This window comes from Micromonospora sp. NPDC003197 (genome assembly GCF_053590565.1).
Window position 1 is genome coordinate 1 of sequence record NZ_JBSFTE010000004.1, and the last position, 26,794, is coordinate 26,794.

Annotated in this window: 11 protein-coding genes and 2 pseudogenes; 8 read left to right on the forward strand and 5 right to left on the reverse strand. The window is 68.2% G+C overall.

The genetic code is table 11. The features are described from left to right. A pseudogene (locus ACWDV4_RS05685) lies at positions 1 to 104 on the reverse strand (IS982 family transposase); the annotation flags it as partial. A 589-nt stretch (positions 105 to 693) separates the two neighbouring features. On the opposite strand from ACWDV4_RS05685, the gene ACWDV4_RS05690 reads away from it, so the two are divergent. Further along, positions 694 to 906, forward strand: a complete 213-nt coding sequence (locus tag ACWDV4_RS05690; protein WP_184532092.1) for a mersacidin/lichenicidin family type 2 lantibiotic — start codon at positions 694 to 696, stop codon at positions 904 to 906. Between the two features lie 7 nt (positions 907 to 913). Beyond that, positions 914 to 4,207: a type 2 lanthipeptide synthetase LanM family protein gene (locus tag ACWDV4_RS05695; protein ID WP_449975167.1), complete on the forward strand. Its 3,294-nt coding sequence runs from the start codon at positions 914 to 916 to the stop codon at positions 4,205 to 4,207. A 628-nt stretch (positions 4,208 to 4,835) separates the two neighbouring features. On the opposite strand, the gene ACWDV4_RS05700 is transcribed toward ACWDV4_RS05695, so the two are convergent. Next, positions 4,836 to 5,744 carry an ArsR/SmtB family transcription factor gene (locus ACWDV4_RS05700; RefSeq protein WP_449975168.1) on the reverse strand — a complete coding sequence of 303 codons (909 nt, stop codon included), beginning with the start codon at positions 5,742 to 5,744 and terminating at the stop codon, positions 4,836 to 4,838. A 733-nt stretch (positions 5,745 to 6,477) separates the two neighbouring features. Between ACWDV4_RS05700 and ACWDV4_RS05705 the strand changes: the two genes are divergently transcribed. Continuing rightward, positions 6,478 to 6,804, forward strand: coding sequence for a transposase (locus tag ACWDV4_RS05705; RefSeq protein WP_449975170.1), 327 nt, complete (start codon positions 6,478 to 6,480; stop codon positions 6,802 to 6,804). A gap of 36 nt (positions 6,805 to 6,840) precedes the next feature. Further along, positions 6,841 to 7,038: pseudogene (locus ACWDV4_RS05710) on the forward strand (transposase); the annotation flags it as partial. On the opposite strand, the gene ACWDV4_RS05715 reads toward ACWDV4_RS05710, so the two are convergent. Continuing rightward, positions 6,974 to 7,450, reverse strand: coding sequence for a transposase (locus ACWDV4_RS05715; protein ID WP_449975172.1), 477 nt, complete (start codon positions 7,448 to 7,450; stop codon positions 6,974 to 6,976). The pseudogene ACWDV4_RS05710 and the gene ACWDV4_RS05715 overlap by 65 nt on opposite strands. A gap of 395 nt (positions 7,451 to 7,845) precedes the next feature. Here ACWDV4_RS05715 and ACWDV4_RS05720 point away from each other — a divergent pair, with 395 nt between their 5' ends. The 4 genes from ACWDV4_RS05720 to ACWDV4_RS05735 all read left to right on the forward strand — a co-directional run bounded on the left by ACWDV4_RS05720 (position 7,846) and on the right by ACWDV4_RS05735 (position 24,770). Next, positions 7,846 to 8,826 carry an AfsR/SARP family transcriptional regulator gene (locus tag ACWDV4_RS05720; protein ID WP_449975174.1) on the forward strand — a complete coding sequence of 327 codons (981 nt, stop codon included), beginning with the start codon at positions 7,846 to 7,848 and terminating at the stop codon, positions 8,824 to 8,826. A gap of 19 nt (positions 8,827 to 8,845) precedes the next feature. Further along, entirely contained in the window at positions 8,846 to 14,680 is a 5,835-nt protein-coding gene (locus ACWDV4_RS05725) for an RHS repeat-associated core domain-containing protein (protein ID WP_449975175.1), read from the forward strand. 171 nt (positions 14,681 to 14,851) lie between these two features. Further along, entirely contained in the window at positions 14,852 to 20,449 is a 5,598-nt protein-coding gene (locus ACWDV4_RS05730; protein WP_449975176.1) for an RHS repeat-associated core domain-containing protein, read from the forward strand. 10 nt (positions 20,450 to 20,459) lie between these two features. Continuing rightward, positions 20,460 to 24,770, forward strand: a complete 4,311-nt coding sequence (locus ACWDV4_RS05735) for a LamG-like jellyroll fold domain-containing protein (protein ID WP_449975177.1) — start codon at positions 20,460 to 20,462, stop codon at positions 24,768 to 24,770. A 74-nt stretch (positions 24,771 to 24,844) separates the two neighbouring features. Here the strand turns inward: ACWDV4_RS05735 and ACWDV4_RS05740 are convergent, their stop codons facing one another. Continuing rightward, positions 24,845 to 25,180, reverse strand: a complete 336-nt coding sequence (locus ACWDV4_RS05740; protein WP_449975178.1) for a hypothetical protein — start codon at positions 25,178 to 25,180, stop codon at positions 24,845 to 24,847. A 764-nt stretch (positions 25,181 to 25,944) separates the two neighbouring features. Then, positions 25,945 to 26,538 (reverse strand): hypothetical protein, encoded by a 594-nt coding sequence (locus ACWDV4_RS05745; RefSeq protein ID WP_449975180.1) that lies wholly within the window; start codon positions 26,536 to 26,538, stop codon positions 25,945 to 25,947. Between the last annotated feature and the right edge of the window lie 256 nt (positions 26,539 to 26,794).

The following is a 26,794-nucleotide window of genomic DNA, read 5'->3' on the forward strand; positions in this document are numbered from 1 at the left end:
TCGGACAACCGCTGGGGCCGGCCGGGACGGCGGCGACGCGGTACCAGGTGATCGTCTACGAACACGTACAGTGCGGTCAGAAGGGTGTTGATGTCGGCTGTCACGAGCAGACAACGACACCCTTCCCTGTGCCAGTACGCCGGCACCTCCCACCAGCAAAGATTTAGGACTCAATCATCTAGCCAACGCCTCGATTCGATCAGCGAAGACGCCCATCCGGACTCGGTTGCCGTTGTCGTCCTGCCGCCAGAGCTCCCACACCGCCATTGCAGCACCGTAGTCGTCGCCTCTCTCCGGCGAGCACCCAATTCCCCTGGCGGCGGACCCGGCGTACGCCGCCACGGTAAGCGAACTGTCACAGGTGGCGACTATCGGCCGTCCTTCCACCGTGCGGCCGCCCATGCCCGCTGAACTCGTAACGATCGTCTTCTTGGTCCGGCAGTTGCGGATCGAAGAGGTCTTCTACAAAGGGCGAATTGAAGGGCCGGTTCGCCGCGTCCATCGGCGGCTGTGGAGCAGTTCGAGTGGCCGTTGCGTACCAGAGGTAGTTCGTCAGGTGAAGATGCGGAGCGGTCGGTATGTTCCGTTTCGTCATTTGTGGACCGTTGAAGTGCATCGCGGCAGCATCGGTGAGACAATCATTCCCGTCGAACTATGTTTGCTCGACGTGGAGCACCGAGCGAGAGGACAGCGATGCCCACAACGGATGTGGTCCGTGCCTGGACCGACACGGACTACCGCGCGACACTCAGCGCAGATCAACTTGCGCAGCTACCGGCGCACCCGGCCGGGGACCTGAACGCCGAACTGGCCGAGCTGGTGGAGATGTACGAGGCGTGTAGCACCTATATGACCCCTTGTAACACCGGACCAGCCAGCACCGGTCCCGCGTGCTGTGCCTGTTGATATTCCGTTGACTGGCTTTCCCGTTGAAGCGGCGCAGACGCTGTCGGAGTGGCTGAACAGGTCGGTGCACGCCGGCCCGGACGAACTCATCAGGGCACGGCAGCGGTTACGGGACTGGCGCTCGGCGGTCTCATTCGATCAGGCCGGCACAAGCTCCACCGAAGACGGGTGGCTGTGGGCTACCCGTCTTGCCGTGGCCAGGCTGGACGAGCCCACCCTCGCCCGGCTACTTGCGGCAGAGGCAGCCGCACCACCAGATTCGGCGAACGGTATGGCCGCTGGTGATCCGGACATCGAGCTGGCGGCACTGCCGTGGGTACGGGAGTTGGCCGGCTGGTACGCGGATCCGCGCAACGAACTGGCCGACTCTCCGCCATGGCGAGCAGAAGACTTTCCGTTCCTGGCCGTTGCTGAGCCGATCGCCGCAGTGATGCTCAAGAAGCTGGGTGAGCACCTGGCTGCCTACGAGACGACCTTCGCCGATCCGGCCGTAGTGCCGAGTGTGCTGCTGGCCGGTGGGTTGCTGCCCCGCCTCAACGCGATGCTCTGCCGCACCATGATGCTTGAGCTCGGCGTGGCCTCGGTCACGGGGCAGTTGTCCGGTGACACGCCCGCCGAGCGGCTGCACAATTTCCTGAACCAGCTGCGCACCCCCGTGCGGCGGTGGTCTCTGCTGTGCCGCTATCCGGTGCTGGCCCGGCAACTCGTACTGGTCAGTCGGGCCTGGCTGGCGCAGACGGCCCGGCTGCTCGACCGGCTGGCGGCGGACCTGCCCGCCCTGTCCGAACAGTTCGCGGGCGGGACCGATCCGGGCCGGGTCGCGGAGGTGACCACGGGCCTCGGCGACAACCACCGAGACGGGCAGTCGGTGGGCATGGTGCGCTTCACCAGCGGGCTGCGAGTGGTCTACAAGCCCCGACCGGTCGGCGTGGACGTGCACTTCCAGCGCCTACTCGAATGGGTCAACGCGCGCACCGAGGGAATGGCGCTGCGGACGCTGCGCTATCTGGATCGTGGTGACTACGGTTGGGTCGAGTTCGTGACCGCGCGCCCGTGCCGCGACACCGTCGAACTCCACCGCTTCTACTGCCGCCAGGGCGGCCTTCTGGCCCTGCTCTACCTGGTGCGGGCCGCCGACTTCCATGGCGAGAACGTGATCGCAGACGGCGACCAGCCCGTGTTGGTGGACCTGGAAACGTTGTTTGAGCCTGGCCTGTCGACGCTGGTCATGGTCGGCGAGTCGGAGGCCGAACAGGCGATCACCCAGTTGACCAGTGGTTCGGTTCTGCAGGCTGGGCTGTTGCCCACGGGCACCTGGCAGACTGCGCAGGGCAACGTGGACCTGAGCGGTCTGGGCTGGAGCCCGGGGCAACGCTCGCCGATCCGGCTGCCCTACATACACGCCGAGGGCACCGACGCGATGCGGATACGGATCGAGCGGCAGGAGCTCGGCACGCCCGCGCATCGCCCGGTGACCGGCGACGAGGAGTTACGCCTACTGGACTACAGCGACGACGTATCGGCCGGCTTCGCGCAGGTGTACCGCACCCTGATGCGGCACCGCGACGAGGTGACCGAACTGCTGCGTACGTTCGCTGACGACGAGATTCGGGTGCTGATCCGGGACACGGTGACGTACGCGATGCTGCTGGACACGTCGTTCCATCCGGATGTGCTTCGCCGAGGCCTGGACCGGGAACGACACTTCGACTGGCTCTGGCGGGACGCGGTGTACCGGCCCGGGCTGGCCGGCGTCATCGAGGCCGAGCGGCGCGACCTATGGCGCAACGACGTTCCAGTGTTCGCCGCGACCGCAGGCGGTACGGTGCTGTACGACAGCGCGGGTTCCCCGCTGCCCGACGTACCGTTGGAACCCGGCCTGGACCGCGCGCTGGCCACACTGGCTGAGCTTGGTGAGGCAGACCTGGCCCGGCAGCTCTGGCTGGTTCGCTCTTGCATCGCCACCAACGCGCTCCAGCGTGGCGAGACACAAATCTATACGTACTACGACTTTCGCCCCGCCGAACGGCCGACCGATCCGGACCGATTCCTGGCTGGCGCGGCCGAGGTGGCGCATCGACTGGCCGAGATCGCGGTCCGCGCCGACGGTGAGGCATTGTGGATAGGCCCGCACCGTACCCGTCCACGTACCTGGTCGGTGGGGGCACTCAGCCCGAGCATGTACGACGGCGTCCTCAGCGTCGCGTTCTTCCTCGGCTACTACGCCGAGGCCAGTGGCGACCGACAGCTACGTGGGCTCGCCTGGGAAGCGGCGGCTGCGGCGGTTCGGCAGATCCGTCGTCGAGCGCTTCGCCGCGTACACCCCACCGCCAACGCCGACTTCGGCGGCTTGTGCGGCCTCGGTGGCATGGTGTACGCGCTCACCCACCTGGGTGAGCTGTGGGCGGATCAGGAGCTTCTCAGGGAGGCACACACGCTGGCGGCCCGGATCGGCCGCACGATCGGTCAGGACACCGAGTTCGCGGTCGCCGACGGGGCCGCCGGCTCACTGCTCGCGCTGGCCGGGCTCCATCAGGTCGACGGTGCCGGCAGCATTCTCGACCTGATCCGGAAGGCCGCCGACCACCTGGTCGACAACCAGCAGCCGTACGGTGCGGGCGCCAGCTGGTTGCCCAGGCTGATGCAGGAGAACGGGCTGGCCAGCCAACCACTGGCGGGCTTCGCCCACGGCACGGCCGGGATCGCTGCGGCGCTGACGACCGCCACCCGAGTACTTGGCGACGAACGGTACCGGGATGCCGCGGCCCGGGCGGTCGCCTACGAGCGGGAGTTGTTCGAGCCGGCCACCGGCAACTGGCGGGATGTCCGGCACGCTGTCGAGCCGGTCGCCGCAGTACGGATCGAGTCGGAGCGTGACGTGACGACCGATCGGGTGGCGTGGTGTCACGGCGCGCCGGGAATCGGCATAGCCAAGCTGCTGACCATGCCGGTGCTGGACGATCCGGCGCTGCGGATGGAGTTGGATACTTCCATCCGCACCACGATTGACCGCGGATTCGGGTACGGGCTGTCCATGTGTCATGGCGACTTCGGCAGCCTGGAACTGTTGCTGCTTGCCGCGCGGCAGCTCGCCGACCCCGCCCTGGCCGAGGTGGCCCAGCGGCATGCGAGCGGGATCATGGATGCCATCGACGAGCGAGGCTGGCTCTGCGGTCTACCACGCAATGTCGAGATCGCCGGCTTCTTCTCCGGCATCGCCGGGGTTGGCTACGGCCTGCTGCGCGCCGCCGATCCGGCGCGCTTTCCGTCCGTAACGGCACAGGAACCGCCTCGACTGTGACCAGCGTCGAGGGACTGGTTGCTCTGCTGTCTTTTGCTTGCCGAAAACATCGTCCGCGCAGGTGACGCGTATACCGTGCCAAGACTTGCTGCAGTGGCTGTGACCTGGTGTTCGAAGATCATGTCAGACTGCCCGGTGGTATTCGTCGATCACTCCGCTGAGTCGTCGTCGGCGTCGTACGGACTTGTCCATGGGATGACGACGGTCGGGCCGTGGTTGGGTGGCCGCTGCTGTCGTTCCTGGTGCGCCGGTGGTTGTCGAAGTGGTCCACGTGTTCGCCGACCACGGTCAGTGCGGCGCCGCTCGTTGTAGATCAATACGTGGTTGGTGCACTCTGGTACAGCAGACGCAGCGACACGATCGCCGATCATTCGCGACACCCGCAGACCACCACATTCGCTCAGCTCAGTGCCGGCCACCCAGTTCCGGCACCCTACAGGGTGCGGCCGGGTCAGTACGAGAAGTCGACGTGGAAGTGCGTCACCAGACGGGCCGTGCCAGTTGAGGTTGCCGGGACGACGCGGGCGGCATCTCCCTCCCGGTCAGTCTGACCAGCGCAACCATGGACGTACCGGGACCGCCGCGGACGCGTGGGCTTCACTCTCCTACGACATCGCATCCTGCTCGGCTAACCACCACCCTCCGTCAGCGCCGAATGTGAGACAGAGCCGCCGGGGAGACAGACCCCAACAGAGGTGCCGTGGAGCAACTGCTCACCCAGGGCGGTTAGCTGGTGCCGCACAGCTTGTCCTTGCCGGGTCGTGGCGATCAGACCGGCGTCGCGGAGCACGGTAGCGTGCTCGCTCGCGTTGGCTGGGGAGGCGGCGAGCCGCCGCGCGAGTTCTGCTGTCGTGCAGGGCCCAGTGCCGATGCTGTCCAAAGCGTGAGCCCTGGTACGACCGAGGAGCTTGACTAGCGCGGCCAGCCGATTCACCTCGGATGGCTTGACCAGAGTGGCGGCGAGGTCGCCGGGATCCCGCATCACTGGTAGGAAGAGCAGCGGCGGCTTTTGATGGTCGGCTTCGTTGAACCACACGGTCGGCGCCGAGTCGTGAAACGCCGTCGGCACTAGCAGCAGTCCTTTCCCGTCTAGGGTTACGTCACGATCGAAGGTACCGCCTACCTCCAGCACCGGCGCCCGCCAGCGGGCGAAGGGCGCGAGTCGGGCCAGCAGGCCATCCACTCCCTGGGTTCCGAGTGTTTGAGTGAGGGCAGCGCCCTCGGCGCTCAGGCGGGCGCTGATCTGAGACCAGTGCGGCGCGACTGCGACCCGGTGATAGTCATTTAGGAAGGTGGCCAGCCGAAGTCTGTCGGCTAGGTTTCCGGAGAGGTCTCCCGTAGGGGCCAAGCTGCGGAGTTGGTCCCTACGCCGCGCCTTGACGAAGGCCGCGAATTCGGTTCGGAAGTGCTCCGGGTGTGCCGCTAGCAGCGCTGTCAGGCCTTCCTCGATGGTTCCGGCGGGACCGGTGACGGTCAACAGATCGATCTTCCCGTCATCGAAGAGCGAGGCGCAGGGGTGTGTCAGGCCAGATGTCATTTGACGAACCCGCGCCGCCCAACCTCGGAGAGGATCCCGCAGTCCGTGTCGTCGCAGTCGGGTGAGGCTGAAGCACGTCTCAGCCAGTGGCCCCCAACCGTTGGTCACTCGGACTCGGGCCAGGTCATCTGCATTGAAGTGAATACGGAGCACGCAACCTCCGTTGCCAAGCCTGTCGGGGTTTGCATTGTAACGAGAAGTGCTGCCAGAGGTAGTTCTGGTGGATGCTGTTCGGGCAGGGGCGAAAGGCTTTGCTTGTGCAGTAGGGGACGGGAAGCTCAGAGCAGAGAGCATTGCAGGCTGAGAAGAGGGAGGACCGCCCGGCTGAAGTGGTGCTATGACTGTCCAGGGGGTGGCGGGGATTTCGTTTGTGGGAGGGATCAAGGTTGGAATACTCAACCGTAAGCAGGGGCCCGCCCGGCTGTTTCGAGCGCCAAGCAGATTGGTGCAGATCGGACGACCGCGGGCCGAAAATTCACTATCGAGACAGTGGTGTCTGCCTGCGAATCCAAGGTCTCTCCTAGGCTTGCCCAACTTGCGCCGACCAACATCTCCAATGCCCGAAGGGCGGGCATTTTTCCCTGACGCTGGGAGAGCTGGGGAGAGCAGCCCCAACGCGAGATCCATCGCGAGATTCACCAGGAAAACGATCGGGAGACTGAGTGAGTGTTTGAGAAGCGCTGTTCGCGCCGGGTGTGCGACTGATGGTCGTTGATGCAATGTTGACTGGGGCGTGCCCCGTAGACGCCGATACCCCTCGGATCTGACCAACGCCCAGTGGCGTTACATCGCCCCGCTGCTGCCACCACCACATCCAGGTGGACGACCGGAGAAACACCCCCGTCGGGCGATCGTGGACGCCATCCTCTACGTCGTACGCACCGGATGCTCGTGGCGGCAACTACCGATCGACTTCCCACCATGGCAGACCGTCTACTGGTACTTCGTGCGCTGGGAGACCGAAGACGTCACCCAACGCATCCTCGAGCAGCTGCGCGAACAGGTACGTGTCAGCCAGGGCCGTAATTCCCAACCGTCAGCGGGGATCATCGACTCCTAGAGCGTCGAAGCCGTCGACACCGTCGCCCGGGACAGCCGCGGCTACGACGCCGGCAAAAAGATCAACGGCCGGAAACGGTTCATCGTCACCGACACACTGGGCCTGCTCCTGGTGGTCATGGTCTGCGCCGCCAACGTCCAGGACCGTGACGGCGCGAAGTCGACCCTGCTCAGCCTCTACCTGGCCACACCCGTGCGGTTCGTTCTCGCCGACGGCGGCTTCGCCGGCCGCCTCGTGGACTGGGCCACCCGAATCCTGGCCACCACCCTCCGCATCGTCCGCCGGAGAACTTGATCGCCGTGTAGGTCGACCCACGATCGCTGTGATGGATCAACTGCCCGTCACGCACGTCGCGTGACCAGGTTCCGTACTCCAAGGCACCAAGGACGAGGTCGGTGTTGCACCGGTCGGAGGTCTTCCACCCGACGATCCTGTTGGAGAACGCGTCGCGGACCGCGGCCAGCCACAGCACACCCTCGCCGCAGGCGATGCGGGTGGCGTCGGCTACCCACAGCCGGTTCGGAGCGTCGGCGGTGAACTGCCGGTTGACCAGGTCCGGTACCGGGTCGGCCTTCGGATTGGGCTTGGTGGACCCGCCCCGCCAGCCCTTACGCAGGAACACGCCCCGAAGGTCGTGTTCGCGCATCAGCTACCGGGGGAACCTCAGGCTGGGGTTCACCGAAGATTCGGCGGATCCGGTTGAGGATCTGCGGGGCTCGGCGGGCGTTACGATCCGGGCCGCCCTGCGGTAGCGCGACCGCCGTGGATGGCCGCTCGCGTTACCAGGCCGGGCGGGCCGGCGACGGGCATGCCGAGGCATAGCCCGTCTGGCTGGCGCCCCCGGGGCGATCATTCAAGCCTGCCGGCTGCGCTGACCGTTCACGCAGGGCTGGCCGTTCCGCCGCCGTAGGTGGCTGTTCGGGTTTGTTCGCCTGCATTCGGGATGCTGAGCGGCCCTGGACATTCGGCGCTCGGCGAAATGACGATCCTTATGCTGAGCGGCCCTGGACATTCGGCGCTCGGCGAAATGACGATCCTTCCATGGATCAGTTAGCCGTGAACCTGCTGGGTCCCATGGAGGTGCGGCACCGAGGCTGCCTGGTGCCCATCCCGACCGGGAAGGCGCGCACGCTGCTGGCGATGCTGCTACTCGACCGCGACCGGATGGTACGGCGGACGACGGCCTACACCGAACTGTGGAGTGACGCCGTGCCTGCCTCGGCCGCTTCGAACTTTCGCAGCTATCTGGCCGAGTTGCGGCTGTGGGCGGTGGATCTGGGTGGTCAGCTGTTACAGGGCCGCCATGGCTGGTCTCTGACCATCGGCGGTAGCGTGGATGCCCTGCGGTTCCAGGCCATGATCGATGAAGGTCGTGGTGCGCGGCGCCGCGGTGACCCGGCTTCGGCGATCGGCCTCTTCGCGGACGCGGTGTCGCTGTACCGCGATTCTCCGATGCTCGACGTGCCGCAGGGGCCTGCCCTGTTCGGATACGCACAGGGGCTGCTCGTCCAGTGGCAGTCCGCCGTGGAGGACTTCGCCGAACTGCTGATCGAGGCCGGCGAACCCGATCGTGCCCGCCTGCTGTTGCATGACTTCCTCAGCCGCCAGCCATACCGCGAGCGGGCCTGGGGCCATCTCATGGTGGCGTGTAGCCGCAGCGGTGATGTCGCGGCTGCCGTCGACGCGTTCAGGCGTGCCTGCGGGCATCTGGCCATCGACCTCAAGGCGCGGCCAAGCCCGCTGCTGACGGCGCTGCACGAGGCCATTCTGCGCGGGGATCCCCAGGTGCGGCTCGGCTCTGGCCCGGCGCCGCACTACCAACGCGGTTGGCGTCGGGTCGCCGGGGCGGTGTGCGCTCCGGAATGCACATCGGCGTGCGGCGCTGGCCAATCGTACCCGCATGACAGAACGAGTAAGGAAATGGCGCGCGGTTGTGGCGTCAGTGACCGGGGCGGTGTTGGTGGCGACCCTACTGGTTGCCGCGCCGACGCAGGCCAAACCAGATCATCCACGTCGTCCTGACCGATCAAAGCCGGCGTCGGTGCCGGGTACCAGTGCCGTGCAGGGTGCCGGGCACCGGCCGGGTCCCGAGGAGGCCACGTTCCTTCGCTCCTCGCCGCCCGCGAGCTGGCAGGCCAAGGCCACCGCTCCCAAAGGGATACGAGCGGAGGTGCTCGACCGGGCCGCCGCCATACGTGCCGGGGTCAAGGGCCTGCTGCTGCGAGTCTCGAGCGACGGGGCCGGAACCAGGACCAGGACCGCATCCGTCGAGGTCGACTACCGCGGGCTGGGGCACGCCTACGGTGGCGACTGGGCTTCGCGTCTGCAGTTCGTGCGGGTTCACGACGGCAAGGTGTTCCCGAGCCGCAACGACCTGAAGAACGGAAAGCTGCGGGCCGAGCTGCCGCTGCCGGAGCAGCAGCGCCTGCCGAGCGGGCAGGGCGCTGACAACGGGCCGACTGCTGCCCAGGCGAGCCTGTTCGCGGTTACCGCCGGGGCCAGCGGCTCCAACGGCAGCTTCCAGGCCACGACCCTGGCGCCGTCGCTGAGCTGGCAGGTCGGGTTGAACTCCGGTGACTTCGGCTGGTCGTATCCGATCGGCGTGCCCGACCTTCCCGGGCTGACCCCCGACCTCGGCCTCAACTACTCCTCCGGCACCGTCGACGGGCGGATGGCCGCGACGAACAACCAGTCGTCGATTATCGGTGAGGGCTTCGACTCACAGGCCGGGTTCATCGAGCGCTCCTACCAGTCCTGCAAGGAGGACGGGCAGGCCACCTCGCAGGAGCTCTGCTTCGTCTCGCAGAACGCGACCGTCACACTGCCGGGTATCGCCGGCGAGCTGGTCCGCGACGACGCGACCGGTGTGTGGAAGTCCGAAGGGGATAGCGGTTGGCGAGTGGAACTGCTCACCGGCGCGGCCAACGGAGACAACAACGGAGAGTACTGGCGGCTGACCGCGCCGGATGGCACCCAGTACTTCTTCGGCCGTTCCGCCGCGGCGAAGTCGGCGTGGACGGCACCGGTCTTCGGTGACGACGCCGGCGAGCCGTGCTACCAGGCGGTGTTCGCCAACGCGTGGTGCATCCAGGCGTACCGGTGGAACCTCGACTATGTCGTGGACACCCACGGCGATGCGATGGCGTACTACTACGACACCGAAACCAACTACTACAACCGCGCGCAGTACGTGCGGGCCGGGCAGTTGAACCGGATCGACTACGGGTTCCGCGACGGCTCGACCGCTCCCGCGCCCGGGCGCGTCCAGTTCACCACGGCGCCGCGCTGCATCCCCGGGACCGTCTGCGACCCCACAACCAGTCCGCAGAACTTTCCCGACGTGCCGTTGGACCAACAGTGCACGAGCACGACCTGCGACATCACGGTGCCGACGTTCTGGACGGCGAAGCGGCTGGCAAAGATAACAACCCAGGTCTACCACAACGCCGGGTACCGGGATGTGGCGTCGTGGACGCTCCACCACGAGTTCCCGTCGAACGGAGACGGCACCACTCCCGGGCTGTGGCTGGAATCGATCGTCAACGCCGGACACGTCGGCGGGACGGTGACCATGCCGCCGGTGCAGTTCGACGGAGAGCTGCGCGAAAACCGGGTCGACGGGCTCGACATGGCCCGCCCGTTCAACAAGTGGCGGCTGAACACGATCACCAACGAGACCGGTGGTCAGATCGAGGTCACGTATGCGGAGTCGCAGTGCGACCGGTCGAGCCTACCCGTGCCGGACAGCAACACAATGGCCTGCTATCCGGGGTATTGGCTGATGGGTGGCTCGGCCGAGCCGACGCTGGACTGGTTCCACAAAAGCGTCGTCAACAGGGTCGTCGAGCGGGACCTGACCGGCAGCAGGAACGCGGCGGAGGTTACGGAGTACGAATACCTCGGGGGCGCCGGGTGGACCCACGACACGGGTGAGCTGACCCCGACCCGGTTCAAGTCGTGGGGCCAGTTCCGTGGCTACCAACGCACCCGGGTCAAGCACGGCGATCCGCTGGCCGGGCCGCAGAGCGTCGAGGAGCACCTGTTCCTGCGGGGCATGGACGACGACCTGCGGTCCAATGGGGCGCGGCGTGACGTGTGGGTCAGCGACTCGCAGGGCGGCAGCATCGAGGACAAGCCGGTACGGCGGGGCTTCACCCGCGAAGTAACCACTTTCCAGGGCAGCGACTGGCTGAGCAGGACCATCTCGGAACCCTTGGAGATCCGTAAGACCGCCAGCCGCAACCGGCCGAGCGGCCCGCTGGAGGCGTACCTGACCGAGGAACGGTCCGAGCGCGAGTACACCAAGCATCCGGATGGTGTCTGGGTAACCGAAACCATCTACTCCTACGACGACTACGGCCGGGTGATTCTGACCGACGACCGCGGGGACGTTTCCACCCCGGACGACGACACGTGCGCCCGGACGTCGTACACGCAAAACCTCACATCCTGGATTGTCGACACCGTGGCCAGGATGGAAACGGTCGGCGTCAACTGCGACGCCACGCCGTCAAGCGTGGACCTGATCGCCGACGAGCGCCACTACTACGACGGTGCCACCACCATCACGGCACCACCGGTCAAGGGCGACCTGACGAAGTCGGAGGAGGTCTCCGAGCCGGGTGTCTACGTGTCGATGGGTTCCGCGCGGTACGACGTGCACGGCCGTCCGATCGAGTCGATAGACCCGTCCGGCGACGAGAGCACGGTGACGTACACCCCGCAGACCGGTGGGCCGGTGACGGGAGTGGCCGTGACCAACGCCCTCGGCCACACCGACACCACCTCTGTCGATCCATTGCTGGGCACTGTCCTGTCGGCGGTCGATGCCAATGGCGTACGCAGCGACATGACCTATGACGCCCTGGGGCGTCTCACCGCCGGTTGGGCCCCGGGTCGCAGCAAGGCGGCCGGCGAATCACCGTCGGCGACGTTCTCCTATTTGGTGCGCGCCAACGCGCCATCGGTCGTCACCAGCAGCACGCTGCTGTCCAGTGGCTCCTACCTGGCCAGCCGGAGCCTCTTCGACGGCTTCCTGCGGCTGCGCCAGACACAGAAGCCGTCGCCGGCCGGCGGGCGGGTCATCGCCGACACCTTCTACGACAGCCAGGGCAGGGTGGACCGGACCAACGACGACTACTGGAACGAGGACTCCGCCCCGGCGACCTCGTTGTTCCTGGTCGCCGACGACAGGGTGCTGACGCAGACCCGACACCTCTTCGACGCCGCCGGGCGCGAGACCGACGAGATCCTCATGTCGGAAGGCGTCGAGAAGTGGCGGACCAGGATGTCGTACGGCCCGAACTGGACGGCGACCGACCCGCCAGCCGGCGGCACACCGACCATGGAGGTCTTCGACCTCGAGGGCCGCACCGTCGAGCTGCGGCAGTTCCACGGTGATTCGCCGACCGGCGCCTACGACGCGACGAGGTACACCTACACCAGGGCCGGGCAGAAGGCGAGCGTCACCGACGCGGCCGGTAACGTCTGGCGCTCCTCGTACGACCTGCGGGGCCGGGTAATCCGCGACGAGGACCCGGACTCCGGGGTCACCACGTCCACCTACGATGACGAGGACCAGCTACTCTCCACCACCGACTCCCGCGGCAACACCCTGACCACCACCTATGACGCGTTGGGCCGCAAGACCGGCCAGTTCAAGGGGCAGACGAAGCTGGCCGAGTGGACCTACGACACGTTGCCAAACGGCAAGGGGCTGCCGGTCGCCTCGACGCGGTACGTCGACGGGAACGCCTACTCCAGCGAGGTCACGGGATACCAGCAGGGGACGGGCCGTGTGCTGGGGTCGAAGGTCACCATTCCCGGGTCGGAAGGATCGCTGGTCGGTACGTACGTGACCGGTCTGACCTACGACGCGTTCGGGCGGCTCAGCACGACCGCACTACCGTCCGCGCCGGGGCTGCCCAACGAGATCCTCAAACACGGGTACGACGAGTTCGATCAGCCTCAGACGCTGGCGGGACTGGACAGCTATCTCGCGGAGACCTGGTACGACGAGTTCGGCCGGATCATCAGCACCACGCACGGCGTCCCCGGCCGCCAGGTCTGGTCCGGGTTCAGGTTCGACCCGGTGACCGGGCGTCTGGAGTTCGCCTCGATGGACCGCGAGGACGACAACGACCCGAGCGTGTCGGCGGTGACCTATACCTACGACCCGGTCGGCAACGTGCTGTCCAGCGCGGACGCCGTCTCCGGCGACCAGCAGTGCTTCGGCTACGACTACCTGACCCGGCTGACCGAGGCCTGGACCCCGTCGTCCGGTGACTGCGGCGACGCCCGATCCGCGTCGGCGTTGGGCGGGCCCGCACCCTACTGGCACTCGTTCACCTACGACAAGACCGGGAACCGGCTGTCGGAGGTCCGCCATGCGACGGGTGGGGACACCACCCGGGCGTACACCTATCCCACAGCGGGGTCGGCGCAGCCACACACCCTCAAGTCGGTGACCACCACCGGCCCCGGGACGTCGAAGACGGACACCTACACGTACGACAGTGCCGGCAACATGCTGACCAGGCAGGGCCAGAACCTCACCTGGGACGTAGAGGGGCAACTCGAAAAGATCGGGGACACCTCGTTCCTCTACGATGCCGACGGCAACCGGCTGATCCGTCGCGACACCTCCGGCACCACCCTCTACCTCGATGGGCTGGAGATCCATCGCGGCACCGGTGGAGTTCTCTCCTCGACCCGCTACTACGCCAACGTCGCCGTACGCACCTCGGCCGGGTTGAGCTGGCTGGTCTCCGACCACCAGGGCACCGCCACCGTGGCGATCAACGCGTCGGACCTGTCGGTGACCCGGCGATACCAGACCCCGTTCGGGCAGTCTCGCGGCAGCGCCGTGAGTTGGCCGTCGGAACGCGGCTTCGTCGGCGGGACGAAGGATCCGTCCACCGGGCTCGTGCATCTCGGCGCGCGGGAGTACGACCCGGACATCGGCCGGTTCATCTCGATCGATCCGATCATCGACGAGGGCGATCCGCAGCAGATGAACGGGTACGCGTACGCGAACAACTCACCGGTCACGTTTTCCGACCCGGACGGCCTGAAGTACAAGTGCTCCAACCCACGGCAGTGCGATGGCAGCGCCGCGCAGCAGCGGGCCGACGCCGCCAAGCGCAGGAAGTGGGAGGCGGAACAGCGGCGGGCGCGCGCCGAGCAGGCCCGCAAGGAGCGGATTCGGGCCCGCAACCAGGCGGCGGCGGCGAGAGCGGCGGCCAAGGCTGCTCGCGCCAAGGCGGCGGCGGAACGCAAAAAGGAGCGGATCCGCGCCAAGAACCAGGCGGCGGCGGCCAAAGCGGCAGCCAAGGCGGCCCGGGACAAGGCAAAGAAGGAACGAGCAGCGCAGAAGAAGCGCGACGATGCGCTGGCGAAGTGCGGCGGAAGCATCGCCGCCTGCAACAAGAAGGACAACGAGCGTAAGAGGATGGGCCCGGCGCGGGAGCCGGCGACGCCGCCCAGCAAGATCAAATACGCGGACGACAACTTCAAAGAGACACTGGGGGGCGTGCGGCGTGCCGGAGTGGCGGCGAATGTCGGCGGCCTGACTCTCGCTGGTTTGTGCACCTATGCTCGGCTACCCGGCTGTGCGGCGATCGCGGGGACAATCAGCAGAGCGGGCGCGGCGGTGCAGGTGGCATCCAGTGCGGGGATCGCCGCCTATAGCTGCATGAACAATGACGGTTGCAAGGAGGCGACGAGTGGCCTGATAGAAGATGTCATGAGCGCGGCAGGGGGTCAGGCCGCCAACCACCTCCTGCAGAAGAACATCAAAGAGACCATTCAATACGTCACTGGCGGGGGCTCCGCAGCGAAAGGCCCCTGGGAGAAGAAGTACGGGGTCCGTGAGTAGATGACGGCTCGGGTGGCTGGTCCGTCGTCAGGGTGGACCAGCCACGCCGGTCGAGACGAGCAAAGCCGGAGGGATGTGCGTGCCAGTGTGCGTCCCGATGTGCCAGCGGTGGTGACCCTGTAGCCGGCCCGTTCGAAGAGCGGGCCGGCTACTCGTTGCTGGAGGCTGGTTGTGCGACGTTTCGGCTTGATCCTGCTCTGCGCCCTGTCACTCGTGGTGCAACCTCTTTCCGCGCAGGCCGCTCCGGTCGGGACGGCGGGTCATCCGGCATCGAGCGGTAGACCCGGGCCGGGCGTGCCCGCCCGCGCACCCATGGACGACCCGGCGAGCAGGAACGCCTGGCGCAAGGCGCCCGAGGTCACCTGGCCGGTCCCCGGCGTGGCGAAGGTCGAGATGCCGGCGCGCGACGTCGATAACGTCGACGCGGAGGCTCCGAAACTGGTACGCGCCGGCGCGTCGCCGATCTGGCTCGGGCAGTCGGCCACTGTGCGGGTGATGCGCTCCGGCAACGATTCCGGTCTGGTCTTCAGCGTCACCGGTGCACGAGGGCGAGCGCCGATCGAGGTGGACTACACCGGGTTCCGGTACGCGTACGGCGGTGACTACGCGGCCCGGCTCAAGCTGGTACGCCTCGACGGTCAGCCCGTCACCAGCCGCAACGACCCGGCCCGGGGCCGGGTCACGGCGACCGGCGCCGATGGCGTCTACGCGCTGGCCGCCACGTCGGGCAGCAGCGCGGGCAGCTACCAGGCGACCAGCCTGGCACCGTCGGCGACCTGGCAGGTGGGCCTGGGCTCGGGCGACTTCACCTGGTCGTACCCGATCGCGGTGCCCCAGCTGCCCGGTCCGGTCCCGGATCTGAGTCTTTCCTACAACTCGGGCACGGTCGACGGGCGCACCGGGTCGACCAACAACCAGCCGTCGGTGGTCGGCGAGGGATTCGACCTGCGGACCGGCTACATCGAGCGGTCCTACCACGCCTGTGACCAGGACGGCCAGGCGGGCGTCAACGACCTGTGCTACCTGTCGCACAACGCCGTCGCGGTACTGCCCGATCTGACCAGTGAGCTGGTGCGCGACACGGCCACGGGCACCTGGGCGGCGCAGCGCGAGAGCGGCTGGCGCATCGAGCAGTTGTTCGGCGCGTCGAACGGGGACAGCGACGGCGAGTACTGGCGGCTGACCTCGCCCGGCGGCGTCCAGTACCACTTCGGGAGCAGCGCCTCCGCCAGTTCGGCCTGGACGGTGCCGGTCTACGGGGATGACGGCGGCGAGCCCTGCCACCAGTCGACGTTTGCCGGCTCCTGGTGCCAGCAGGGATACCGGTGGATGCTGGACCGGGTCGTCGACCCGCACGGTAACGCGATCACCTACACGTACGAGAAGGAGACCAACAACTACAGCCGTGGCGGGACGATCACCCCGTACGTGCGCAGCGGCCACCTGGTCGGGGTCGAGTACGGCGGTGGCGCTGCCCGGGTGGTCCTCACCCCGGCCGGCCGGTGCCTGCCCGGGGCGACCTGTGCCAGCAGCGAGCCGGCCAACTTCCCCGACGTCCCCTACGACCAGGAGTGCGGCACCAGCAGGTGCGCCTACACCGCGCCGACGTTCTGGTCCAGCAAGCGCCTGGCGAAGATCACCACGCAGGTTGACAGCGGCAGCGGTTTCCGCGACGTCGATTCCTGGACCCTGACCCATTCCTTCCCGGACACCGCGAGCACCGGCCCCGACGCGGCACCGGCGCTGTGGCTGGAGTCGATCACCCACACCGGGCACGTCGGTGGCACCGTCACGCTCCCGCCGGTCAAATTCGCCGGGGTCATGCAACGCAACCGCATCGAGGCGGTCGACAACAAGGTCCCCCTCAACAAGTACCGGATCTACGGCATCATCAACGAGACCGGTGGGCAGATCAAAGTCAACTATTCGCTGGTCGACTGCGTCGCGGGGGGCACTCCGACTCCTGACGCCAACGTACGCAAGTGTTTCCCCGCGTTCTGGAACCCGGGCGGGACCGGACTGACGCTGGACTGGTTCCACAAGTACGTCGTCAACGAGGTGATCGAGGAGGACCTGGTCGCCGGGCGGAAGGCGAAGGTCACCCAGTACGAGTACCTCGACCCAGGTGCGGTGCTGTGGGGCCACGACGACTCCGAGATCCTGCCCGCCGCGCAGCAGTCCTGGGGGCAGTGGCGCGGGTACCAGCGGGTGCGGGTGCGTACCGGCGGCCAGTCGACCGAATACCTGTTCCTGCGCGGGCTCTACGACGACCCGACGGCGGACGGCGACAAGCGCCTGACCACGGTGGACGGCGTCGACGACCGGGCGGCGTTCAGCGGGATGGTCCGGCAGACCACCGTGCTTGACGGGTCTGCCGTGGTCAGCCGTACCACGTCCCAGCCACTGCTGATGGGGACCATCGCGACGCGGGTGCGTGCCTCCGGCACGCTCGAGGCGACCCTGGCCGACGAGGTGTCGGTGCGGCGGGTCATCACGCTTGCCGGCGGGGGAACCCGCACCGTGGAGAAGCGGTTCGGCTACGACAGCCGGGGTCGGCTGGCGCACACCAGCGACCTCGGTGACACTGCGACCACGGCCGACGACAGCTGCGTACGCAACACCTACACCGAGAACACCACCACCTGGATCATCAACACCATCGGCCGGGTGGAGACCCTGGGTGCGGCGTGCGACGCGACCGGAGCGACGTTGACCGATGTCAAGAACACCTACAGCGACGCCGGTGACCTCACCAAGGTCGAGGAGTGGAACGGCACCGGCTTCGTCACCGCCTTCCGCACCGTCCCCGACCGCTACGGCCGCCCGGTGGAGCAGTACGACGCGCTGGGGCACGGCACGCGTACCGCGTACACCCCCGCGACCGGTGGGCCGGTGACCCGTACCGTGGTGACCAACCCGGCCGGACACACCGCGACGACCGACTTCGAGCCGCTGCGCGGCACCGTCTCGGCCACCACGGACGCCAACGGCAACGTCACCCGCACCGCGAACGACCCGCTGGGCCGGCTCACCGCCGTGTGGCGGCCGGGCCGAGCCACCACCGCGACCCCAAACGTCCGATACGAGTACCTGGTACGCGTGGGCGCACCGTCAGTGGTGACCACCCGCCCGCTGATCGGTCCGGTCAGCCACGAGCTGTACGACGGCCTGCTGCGCCCGGCGCAAACCCAGACCAGTTCCCCGACCGGAGGCCGGATCGTCACCGACACCGTCTACGACAGCGCCGGCCAGATCTCCCAGGCTGTTGACGCGCACTGGGACGGCGGGGCCCCGGCGACGAGCCTGCTCGCCGTCCCCACCGCACCCGACCGCGAGACGCGGTACACCTACGACGGGGCGGGCCGGGTCACCGTCGAAGCCCTCTACTCGGGTGGGACGCAGAAGTGGCGCACCACAACCGCCTACGGGGGCGACCGGGTCGACGTCGATCCGCCGCTGGGCGGGACGGCGACGACCTCGATCCTGGACGGGCACGGCCGGACCGTCGAGCTGCGGCAGTACAGCGGCGGCGCGCCGACCGGCGCGTACGACGCCACCCGGTACACGTACACCAAGCTGGGCCAGCTCGAAACGGTCACCGACCCGGCGGGCAACGTGCGACGCAACACCTACGACCCCCGTGGGCGCCAGGTCAAGGCCGAAGCCCCGGACACCGGCACCGTCGTCATGGGCTATGACGACGCCGACCGGCTCACCTCCCGCACGGATGCGCGCGGCCGGACCCTGAGCTACGGCTACGACGACCTGGACCGCCGCACCGCCGTCCGCGAGGGCGCCACCACGCTCGCCGGCTGGGTCTACGACACCGCGCCGGGCGGCAAGGGCCTGCTTGCCTCGTCGACGCGGCACTCGGACCGTGGGGCGTACGTCTCGGCGGTCACCGGGTACGACGAGCGGGGGCGCCGGACGGGCACGGCGGTCACCATTCCGGCCGCCGAGACCGGGCTGGGCGGCACGTACACCACCACGTTCACCTACCGTGAGGACGACCAGCCCGCCACGACGACGCTGCCGGCGGTCGGCGGCCTGGCGCAGGAGAACCTGACCCACGGCTACGACGCGTTGGGCAAGCCGGAGACGCTGATGGGGCTCGCACCGTACGTCGCCGAGACCAGCTATGACGAGGTCGGGGCGCTGTACTCGCAGTCGTCCGGTCCGGTGGGCCGGCAGGTCTCCCGGTCCTACAGATGGGATCCGGCCACGCGCCGGCTGGCGTACGCGTCGGCGTACCGCGACCTGGAGGCGCAGCCAACCCTCGCGGACCGGGCGTACACCTACGACGACGCGGGCAACGTCACCTCCGTCACGGACGTCCTGGACGACACCACGGACCGCCAGTGCTTCCGATACGACCACCTCCAGCGGCTCGTTCAGAGCTGGACGCCGGCCGGTGACTGCACCGGGTCGCCGCCGACCGCCGGCCTGGGCGGCCCCGCACCGTACTGGCACGACTACAGTTACGACCGGATCGGCAACCGGCTCGGTGAGGTGTGGCACGCCGCCGCCGGCGACACCACCCGGACCTACACCTACCAGACCACCCAGCCGCATCTGGTGCGGTCGGTGGCGAGCACCGGATCCGCGACAGCGACCTACGGCTACGACGCCTCCGGCAACACCACCTCCCGGCCGGGGCAGACCCTCAGCTGGGACGCCGAGGGACGCGTGGCCACCAGCGGCACCGAGTCGAACCTGTACGACGCCGACGGCAACCGCCTCGTCCGGCGCGATGCGACGGGTACCACGGTGTATCTCGGCCATACCGAGGTTCGGCGGTCCACGTCCGGGTCGGTCACTGCGACCCGCTACTACCGCCAGGCCGGCAGTGTGGTCGCGGTGCGGACGCCGGCGCGGCTGAGCTGGCTGGTCGAGGACCACCAGGGCACACCGACCGTCGCGGTCGCCGACCAGGCCGGCCAACCCACCGCTCGCCGTTACCAGCTTCCGTTCGGCGCCACCCGCGGCGCCGCGCCCGGCTGGTGGGACGGCGAACGGGGATTCGTCGGCGGCAGCGCCGGACCGGGCGGGCTGATCCACCTGGGTGCACGCGAGTACGACCCGGCGAGCGGCCGGTTCCTCTCCGCCGACCCGGTCGTCGACACCGACGATCCGCAGCAGATGCACGGCTACTCCTACGCCAACGCCAATCCGGTGACGATGTCGGACCCGGACGGGCTCAAGGCCACACCGGTGCTGTCAATCAACTCCGGTTCGCTTGGGATTCCGAGCTACGTAGACTTGTTGTGTACGTTTAGCTGCGGCTGGTATTACGCCGACGACGGCCCCGACGACATCGACTATTACGGGTACTACGACATCGTCTTTGGCGGGTCCTACGAAGACGACTATGGCTTCGACGATACCTATGACGAGCCAGCGGTCCAGTACAGCTACGAGCCGATCGAGTGTGGAGGCTGGGGCGGCCAGTGCGTGTCGCCACGGCCGTACGAGTGGGTGGCCTACTACGACGACGCGACGACGGTCTCGTCGTCCTCGGGAACGCGCGGCGGGGCTGTCATCGGCTCTGCGCTGTTCGACGGTTTCGTCTACCCGTCGGTGACCCTCGGCGTCTCCTCGTCGTGGTCGTCCTCCTCGTCCGGTTCGAGCTTGGGCGGCCTCGGCCCCGTCACCTCGATCTCGTGGGCCTGGGGGCCGTCGGCCGCCATCGTGGACCCGCCACGGCAGACCAGCTCGTGGACGGGCATCGGGCTGCCCGGCCTCAGGTCGTCGCTGCTTGGTCACCGGTAGGGGGTGCGGCATGAGATGTGGCGTGATCGCGGCGGTACTGGGTTTGGCAATCTCAGGCGTCCTGGCAGTCCCGGGATCTGGCGGTTCCGCGCCCGCCGGAACCCCGCCGGCCCGAGAACCGGTCGTCGGCCGGGAGCCGGGGCCGGTCGGGGCGGTCGCCGGCCTGGCCGCGGCCCGCCGTACCGGCCATCCGGTGGAGGTGACGGCGCTGACCAGCCCGACCCGGCAGGTCTTCGCCCGTCCCGACGGGACGATGTACGCCGAGGTGAAGGCGAGCCCGGTACGAGTCAGGCGGGGCGCCGGCTGGATTCCCGTCGACACCACTCTGGCGCGGCAGGCGGGTGGCTTCGTCGCGCCGAAGGCGTCCACCGCGGACGTACGCTTCTCCACCGGTGGCGACGGACCGTTCGCCAGCCTCACCGACGGCGGCCGGCGGGTCGAGCTGAACTGGCCCGGTCGGCTGCCCGAGCCGCGGCTTGCCGGGGACTCCGCGACGTACCCGGCCGTGCTGCCCGGTGTCGACCTCGTGGCGACCGCCACGCCCACAGGGTTCACGGAGAAGCTGGTGGTGCATTCACCCGAAGCCGCCCGGAACCCGGCCGTCGCGCGGATCCGGTTCGGGCTGCGTACCGAGAACTGGACGCTGACCGGCGACCGGCTGCCCGCCTTCATGTGGGACTCGTCGCCGAAGACCCGCAAGCACCCCATGAGGGTGGAGGTCGGTCGGGACAGCCTGACGGTCGTCCCGGATCCGGCGGTGCTGTCCGACCCGGGCCTGGTCTATCCGCTGCACCTCGATCCGGAGGTGCAGACGCCCCGCCCGCACTGGGCGATGGTGTGGTCGGGGCTGCCTGGCCAGAGCTACTACGACACGTCCTGGCACGCGCAGGTGGGTCTCGACCCGGCCGACCCCGCCGGTGGCCGGTGGCGCTCCTACTTCGAACTCGACACGTCGTTCGCGGCCGGCAAGCACATCATCAGTGCGACCTTCCGGGCCACCCTGCTGTACTCCCAGAGCTGCGCCGCCGAACCGGTGTACCTGTGGCACACCGGCACGATCAACTCTGGCACCACCTGGAGCAACGCGCCGGGCAAGATCTCCCAGGTTGGTGCCCCGGTCACCACCATCAAGGCCGGCCACGAAGCCTGCCCGGGGATGCCTCTGGCCGAGTTCGACGCCACCTCGCTGGTCACCTCGGCAGCCGCACAGTCGTGGCAGCGGGTCACCCTGGCGCTCGTGGCCGACGAGGGTGGCCTGGGCGGCAAGCTCTTCGAGAACGACGCCCGCGATGCCCACAAGGTGCCCGGCATCGGGGTGGTGTACAACTCGGTCCCTGGGACGCCCGTCGTGCAGCCGACCACGACCATGCCGGGCTGCGCTGGAGCACCGGCGATGTGGGTCACCACGCTGACCCCCCAGTTGTCGGTGGAACCCGTCGACGCCGACGCCGGCGACCGCCACGGCATCGACTTCGAGATCAGGGCGGCCGGCGCGGCGTCGCCGTTCCACACCCCACCCCGGACCGTGCCGGGAACGCACCTGTACGACGTGCCCGACGGGGTACTGGCCGACGGCGGCCGGTACGAGTGGCGGGCACGGGCGAGTGACAGCGTCGACACCGGCCCGTACAGCCCGTGGTGCGCCTTCACCGTGGACGTCACCGGCCCGACCACGACCCCCACCGTCACGTCACCGCACTTCATCCTGGTCAAACCCGGACCGTCCCAGTACGGCCTGCGCGTCGACCAGCTCGGCCAGTTCACCTTCGGCGCGGGTGGCGATCCGGACGTGGCCGGGTACGACTACGAGATCCGGGTGCCCAAGCAGTCACCGCTGCGCGGACGGGTCAACGTCCCGGCACCGGGCGCCGCCGCCTCGCTGACCTACCGGCCGCTGGTCGGCGGGCTGGCGGCATCGTCCCTGTACGAGATATGGGTGTGGTGCGTGGACGCAGCGGGCAACCGAGGCCCACGGAACCCCCGTTACCAGTTCCGGGTCCAGGAGCTGCCCGCCGTCGTCGACGTGCGCTTCACCGACCTGTCGGGAAACACGGCGTCCGACTCCGCCACGATCGGCGCCGACGGCACGCTGACGCTCAGCCCGGGGGTGTCGTCGGTAGACGGATACCAAGGGCCGGGCGTACACCTGGACGGCACGGCCGGAGCCGGCGGCGTGGCCACACAGAGCGCGGTCGACACGGCGCAGAGCTTTACCGTCACCACGTGGGTGCGGCTGCTCTCCGATGACACCGACAAAGACGAACCACTCAACATCGTCGGTCACTCCGGTAACGGGTTCGCCCTGCGGTACCAGAAAGTCGGTAAGCGCTGGCAGTTCGCCACACGGACGAGCGGCGCGGCCGACGCGCCGGAAGTCGTCGCGCCCTCCGACACCATCGCGCAGGTCGGGATCTGGACCCACCTGGCCGGAGTGCACGACCCCGCCTCCGGCCAGATCCGCCTGTACGTCAACGGCCGGCTCAGCGGCACCGCACCGTTCACCACGCCATGGACGGCCAACGGCCCGTTGCGGATCGGCCCGTTGCGCGACAGCCCTCCCTGGACCGGCGACCTCGACGAGGTCAGCGTCTTCGACGTGGCGGTGTCGGAGGCGAAGATCCGCGACGACATGGGCTGGCCGGAGCCGCCCGGCAGCGAAGGGCACTGGCGATTCGACGAGAACAGCGGCATCGTCGCGGCCGACAGCTCCGGAAGCCGCAACGCCGCCGTGCTGTACTCCCAGGCCTCGTGGACGAGCGCGCGGCACGGTGGGGGAGCCCGGTTCGCCGGCGGATGGGCGCACACCGACCGTCCGGTGATCGAGCCCAACGCAAGCTACACGGTCGGCGCCTGGGTCAAGCTCGACCGGTTGCCCGCACAGGACCAGTACATCGCGGTGAGCCAGGACGGTCGCTGGGACAGCCGGTTCAAGCTCGGCGTCTCGCGCGGCATGGGCATGCCCAACGGGTGGATATTCGCGGTCAACGCCGCCGACACGCCCGACGACAGCGTCGCCGGCAGCCAGCCCACCTGGGTCCAGGGCGACATCCTGGAGCAGGTCGGTGTCTGGACCCATCTGGCCGGCGTGTACGACCAGGCCGCAGGGCAGATCCGCCTGTACGTCAACGGCCGGCTCAGCGGCACCGCACCGTTCGCCAACTCCCAGCCCGGCACCGGATCCCTGGTGTTCGGGCGCTGGCAGAACGAGAGTTTCCGGGTCGGCACCTGGGCGGGAACGATCGACGACGTCCAGGTGGCGCAGCGGGCGTTGTCGACCGACGAAATCAAGACATGGATGGACTGGCCCAAGTGGGGGCCCAACGCACGCTGGACCTTCGAGGAGGCCGATGGCATGGTGGCGGACGACGCGACCGACAACGACCACACGCTGGCCCTGGTCGACCGGGCGAGCCGGGTCAGCGTTCCGACCGGCGGCAAGGCGCTGCGCCTGGACGGGCTGACCACCCCGGGCTGGGCGTTCGACGGTGCACACGGTCGCACCGGCAGGCCGGTCGTGCCCGCGGGACAGAGCTTCACCGTCGCGGGCTGGGGGCGGCTGGACACTGTGAACGAATCCGCCGCCCTGCTGAGCCAGGACGGGGTCAACGACAGCGGGTTCAGCCTGCGCTACGACAAGGAAGCAAAGGCGTGGTCGTTCCGGATGGCCAAACAGGACAACCTCGCCAGCGACGACTATGCCGTGACCCGGGGCGGCACCCCGCAGGCGGGTGTGTGGACGCACCTGGCCGGGGTGTACGACCATTCGGCCGGAACCCTGAAACTCTATGTCAACGGCTCACTGGTGGGATCGACCAGTTATCGGGCGACCTGGTTCGCCGACCGGGCGTTCATCGTCGGCCGAGAACTCGGCAGCGGCTACGGAATGCCGCTGTACTGGTGGAAGGGCGAGGTCGACGAGGTACACGTCCTGGATCACGCCGCCACCGCCACCGAGGTCGGGCAGATCAAGGGAAATCCGCCGGTGCCGGCGCCGACACCTGTGGTGAGCGCCTCCGGCTTCTGCCAGGCAACCGGGTTCCCCGATGGCTGGGGGGTCTCTGTCAGCGGCAGCATCGCCGACACGACGTTGAACATCAGCAGCGCGTACGTGTCGTACTCCGCAAGCGGCGTCGACCCCAGCTACGGATCACCATCGGGCACCGCGTACCTGAGCGTCGGTGGACGCTCCTTCACCGGCAACTTTCCCAGCACCTCCGGCTGGGAGTTCGTCGGTGGTAGCGGGGTCAGCTGGACCGTGACGGTCACCTTGACCGATGGCAGGTCCTACAGCAGATCCGGCTACACCAGCAGCTGCGGTTGATCGCGCACCGGGCCGGGGCGCTGACCGCCGCCCCGGCCCGATCCGACGCCGTGGTGGTCGTTGCCGTCACCGATTCAGGCAGGCGGCAGCAGGTCGATCAGGAACTCCTGCTCCGGCTCTCCCGTGCAGTCTTCCTGCACCGCGGTCGCGCCCGCTGCGGCGGTGCCGCCGCGCAGGCCGATACACCGTTCGGTGTACGCGGACCGCCCGAGACTGCCCGCGTTCCTTGCCCTGTTTACCAGATCACGGAATCTCACCAGGTCGAGTTCGTCGGCGTCGAGGGCGAGCCGGTAGCCGGCGTTCCCGTGGGTTAGCCGGCGGCTGGCCGACGGGAGCAGTAGGTCGGGTTCGATCAGCCGGCGTCTCAGTCCTCGCAGCGACTTGCACCTCGCACTCCTACAGACAGACAACGTACGACCAATCGCCGCGCCGCAGCGGTCGTGCTGCGGTCAAGGTAGGTCCGGCGGCAAGGCTCAGAGCGGCAGCCTAGCCCGGCACTCGGTACCGAACACGATGCCCGCTATGCCGGCCCGCCTACCCGGTTCAGCCGATCCTGAGCCTCCCTCAGCATGGCCAGGGACCTCCGGGCAGCCTTTTGCAGCGCGTAGCGCGCCAGGCCTCGAGGATGGTCAGGACCGTCACGAAGATCGCCGTCATGGCACCGACCGCCCCGCGCCACCCGGGCAGAGGCTGACGTTTTGTAGGACCTTGAAGGTGGTCTGAGCAGGGAGTTCCCGCGTTCGCCGAGGGCGCGGACACCGTTGTGGGGCTTGTTGAAGGTCTTCTGGATATCGGGGAGTTCGCCGCCCTTGGGCAGTTTCTTGAACACCGCCGGGATGGTGTCTGCCTCGCCCTCGTAGCCAGGTCGCCCAGGACCCGAGGTGGCGAATAGGACTGTGCAAGACATGGGGAGTTCTGGGCAAGCGGAGGAACTCCTCCACCGCCGCGGTCATGAGCTCCGGCCTGGCGCGGAGCACGGCGGCCTGGTCCGGCCGGCGGAAGAGGCTGACCATGATGTTGCCCAGCAGGTTCACCGTGGTTTCATGGCCCGCGACCACGAGCAGGACGGCTGTTCCCTGAAGCTCCGAGTCCGACAGCGCGTCGTCGTCCCTGAGCTGTGCTTCGATCAGTGCACTGAGCAGGTCGTCCCCTCGTTCGATCCGTTTGCGCTCGATCAGCTCCGCATGAACCGGTTGAGGCTGATCGCGCCGGCCCGCTGCTCGGCGGAGGGCGGGCTCAGCGCCGCAGCTGTCCACTCCCGGAAATTCTTCCGATCCTGATCTGGCACCCCCAGCAGCTCGCTGATGACGGTGATCGGCAACGGCGCGTTGAAGGCCTCCACCAGGTCCACCTCTTCCCGCATGGCCATCGCATCGAGCAGATCGTCGGCGATCTGCTGGATGCGCGGGGCGAGCTGCGCGGTGCGGCCGGGACTGAACGCGCCGGACACCAGCCGACGCAGCCGGGTGTGCGATGGCGGGTCCGACTCCAGCATGTTCCCGCCGAGCCCGACCCCGGGCCGGTTGGCCGTGAAGCCCGCAGCAGCGAGTGCCTTCTCGGCAGGAGACGGATCCTTGCGGATCGCCGGATGCGTCAGCGCTTGGCGGGCCTCCCGATGGGTGACTACGGCCCAGGCTCGCAGCCCGTTGGCAAGCTGGACACGATGCACCGGGCCGAGTGCTCGCAACTCGGCCAGCCGGCGAGGCGAGTCGGCCTTGTACTCGGGCGTGACGGTCAATGTGGGTATGGACTCGAGGCCATCTGACATAGGTATCTCTTGATCGGTCGCAGATCTTCGGTTACCAGACGCAACGGGATGCCGGGACAGGAATTCGCCACTATGACGTTGGTCACGGAGGGCTCGAATGCTCGAAGCAACACATGCGCCGGCTGGATCGAGTTGCGCCGGTTAGACATCTGGCAATCGAGGGGGGCTATGAGGCAAAAAAGCTGAGAGCGAGCACCGAGCTGAGTGGACGGTGCCTGGGAGTACCGGATCGTCCCGGCCGGCAACGGGCGTGGGT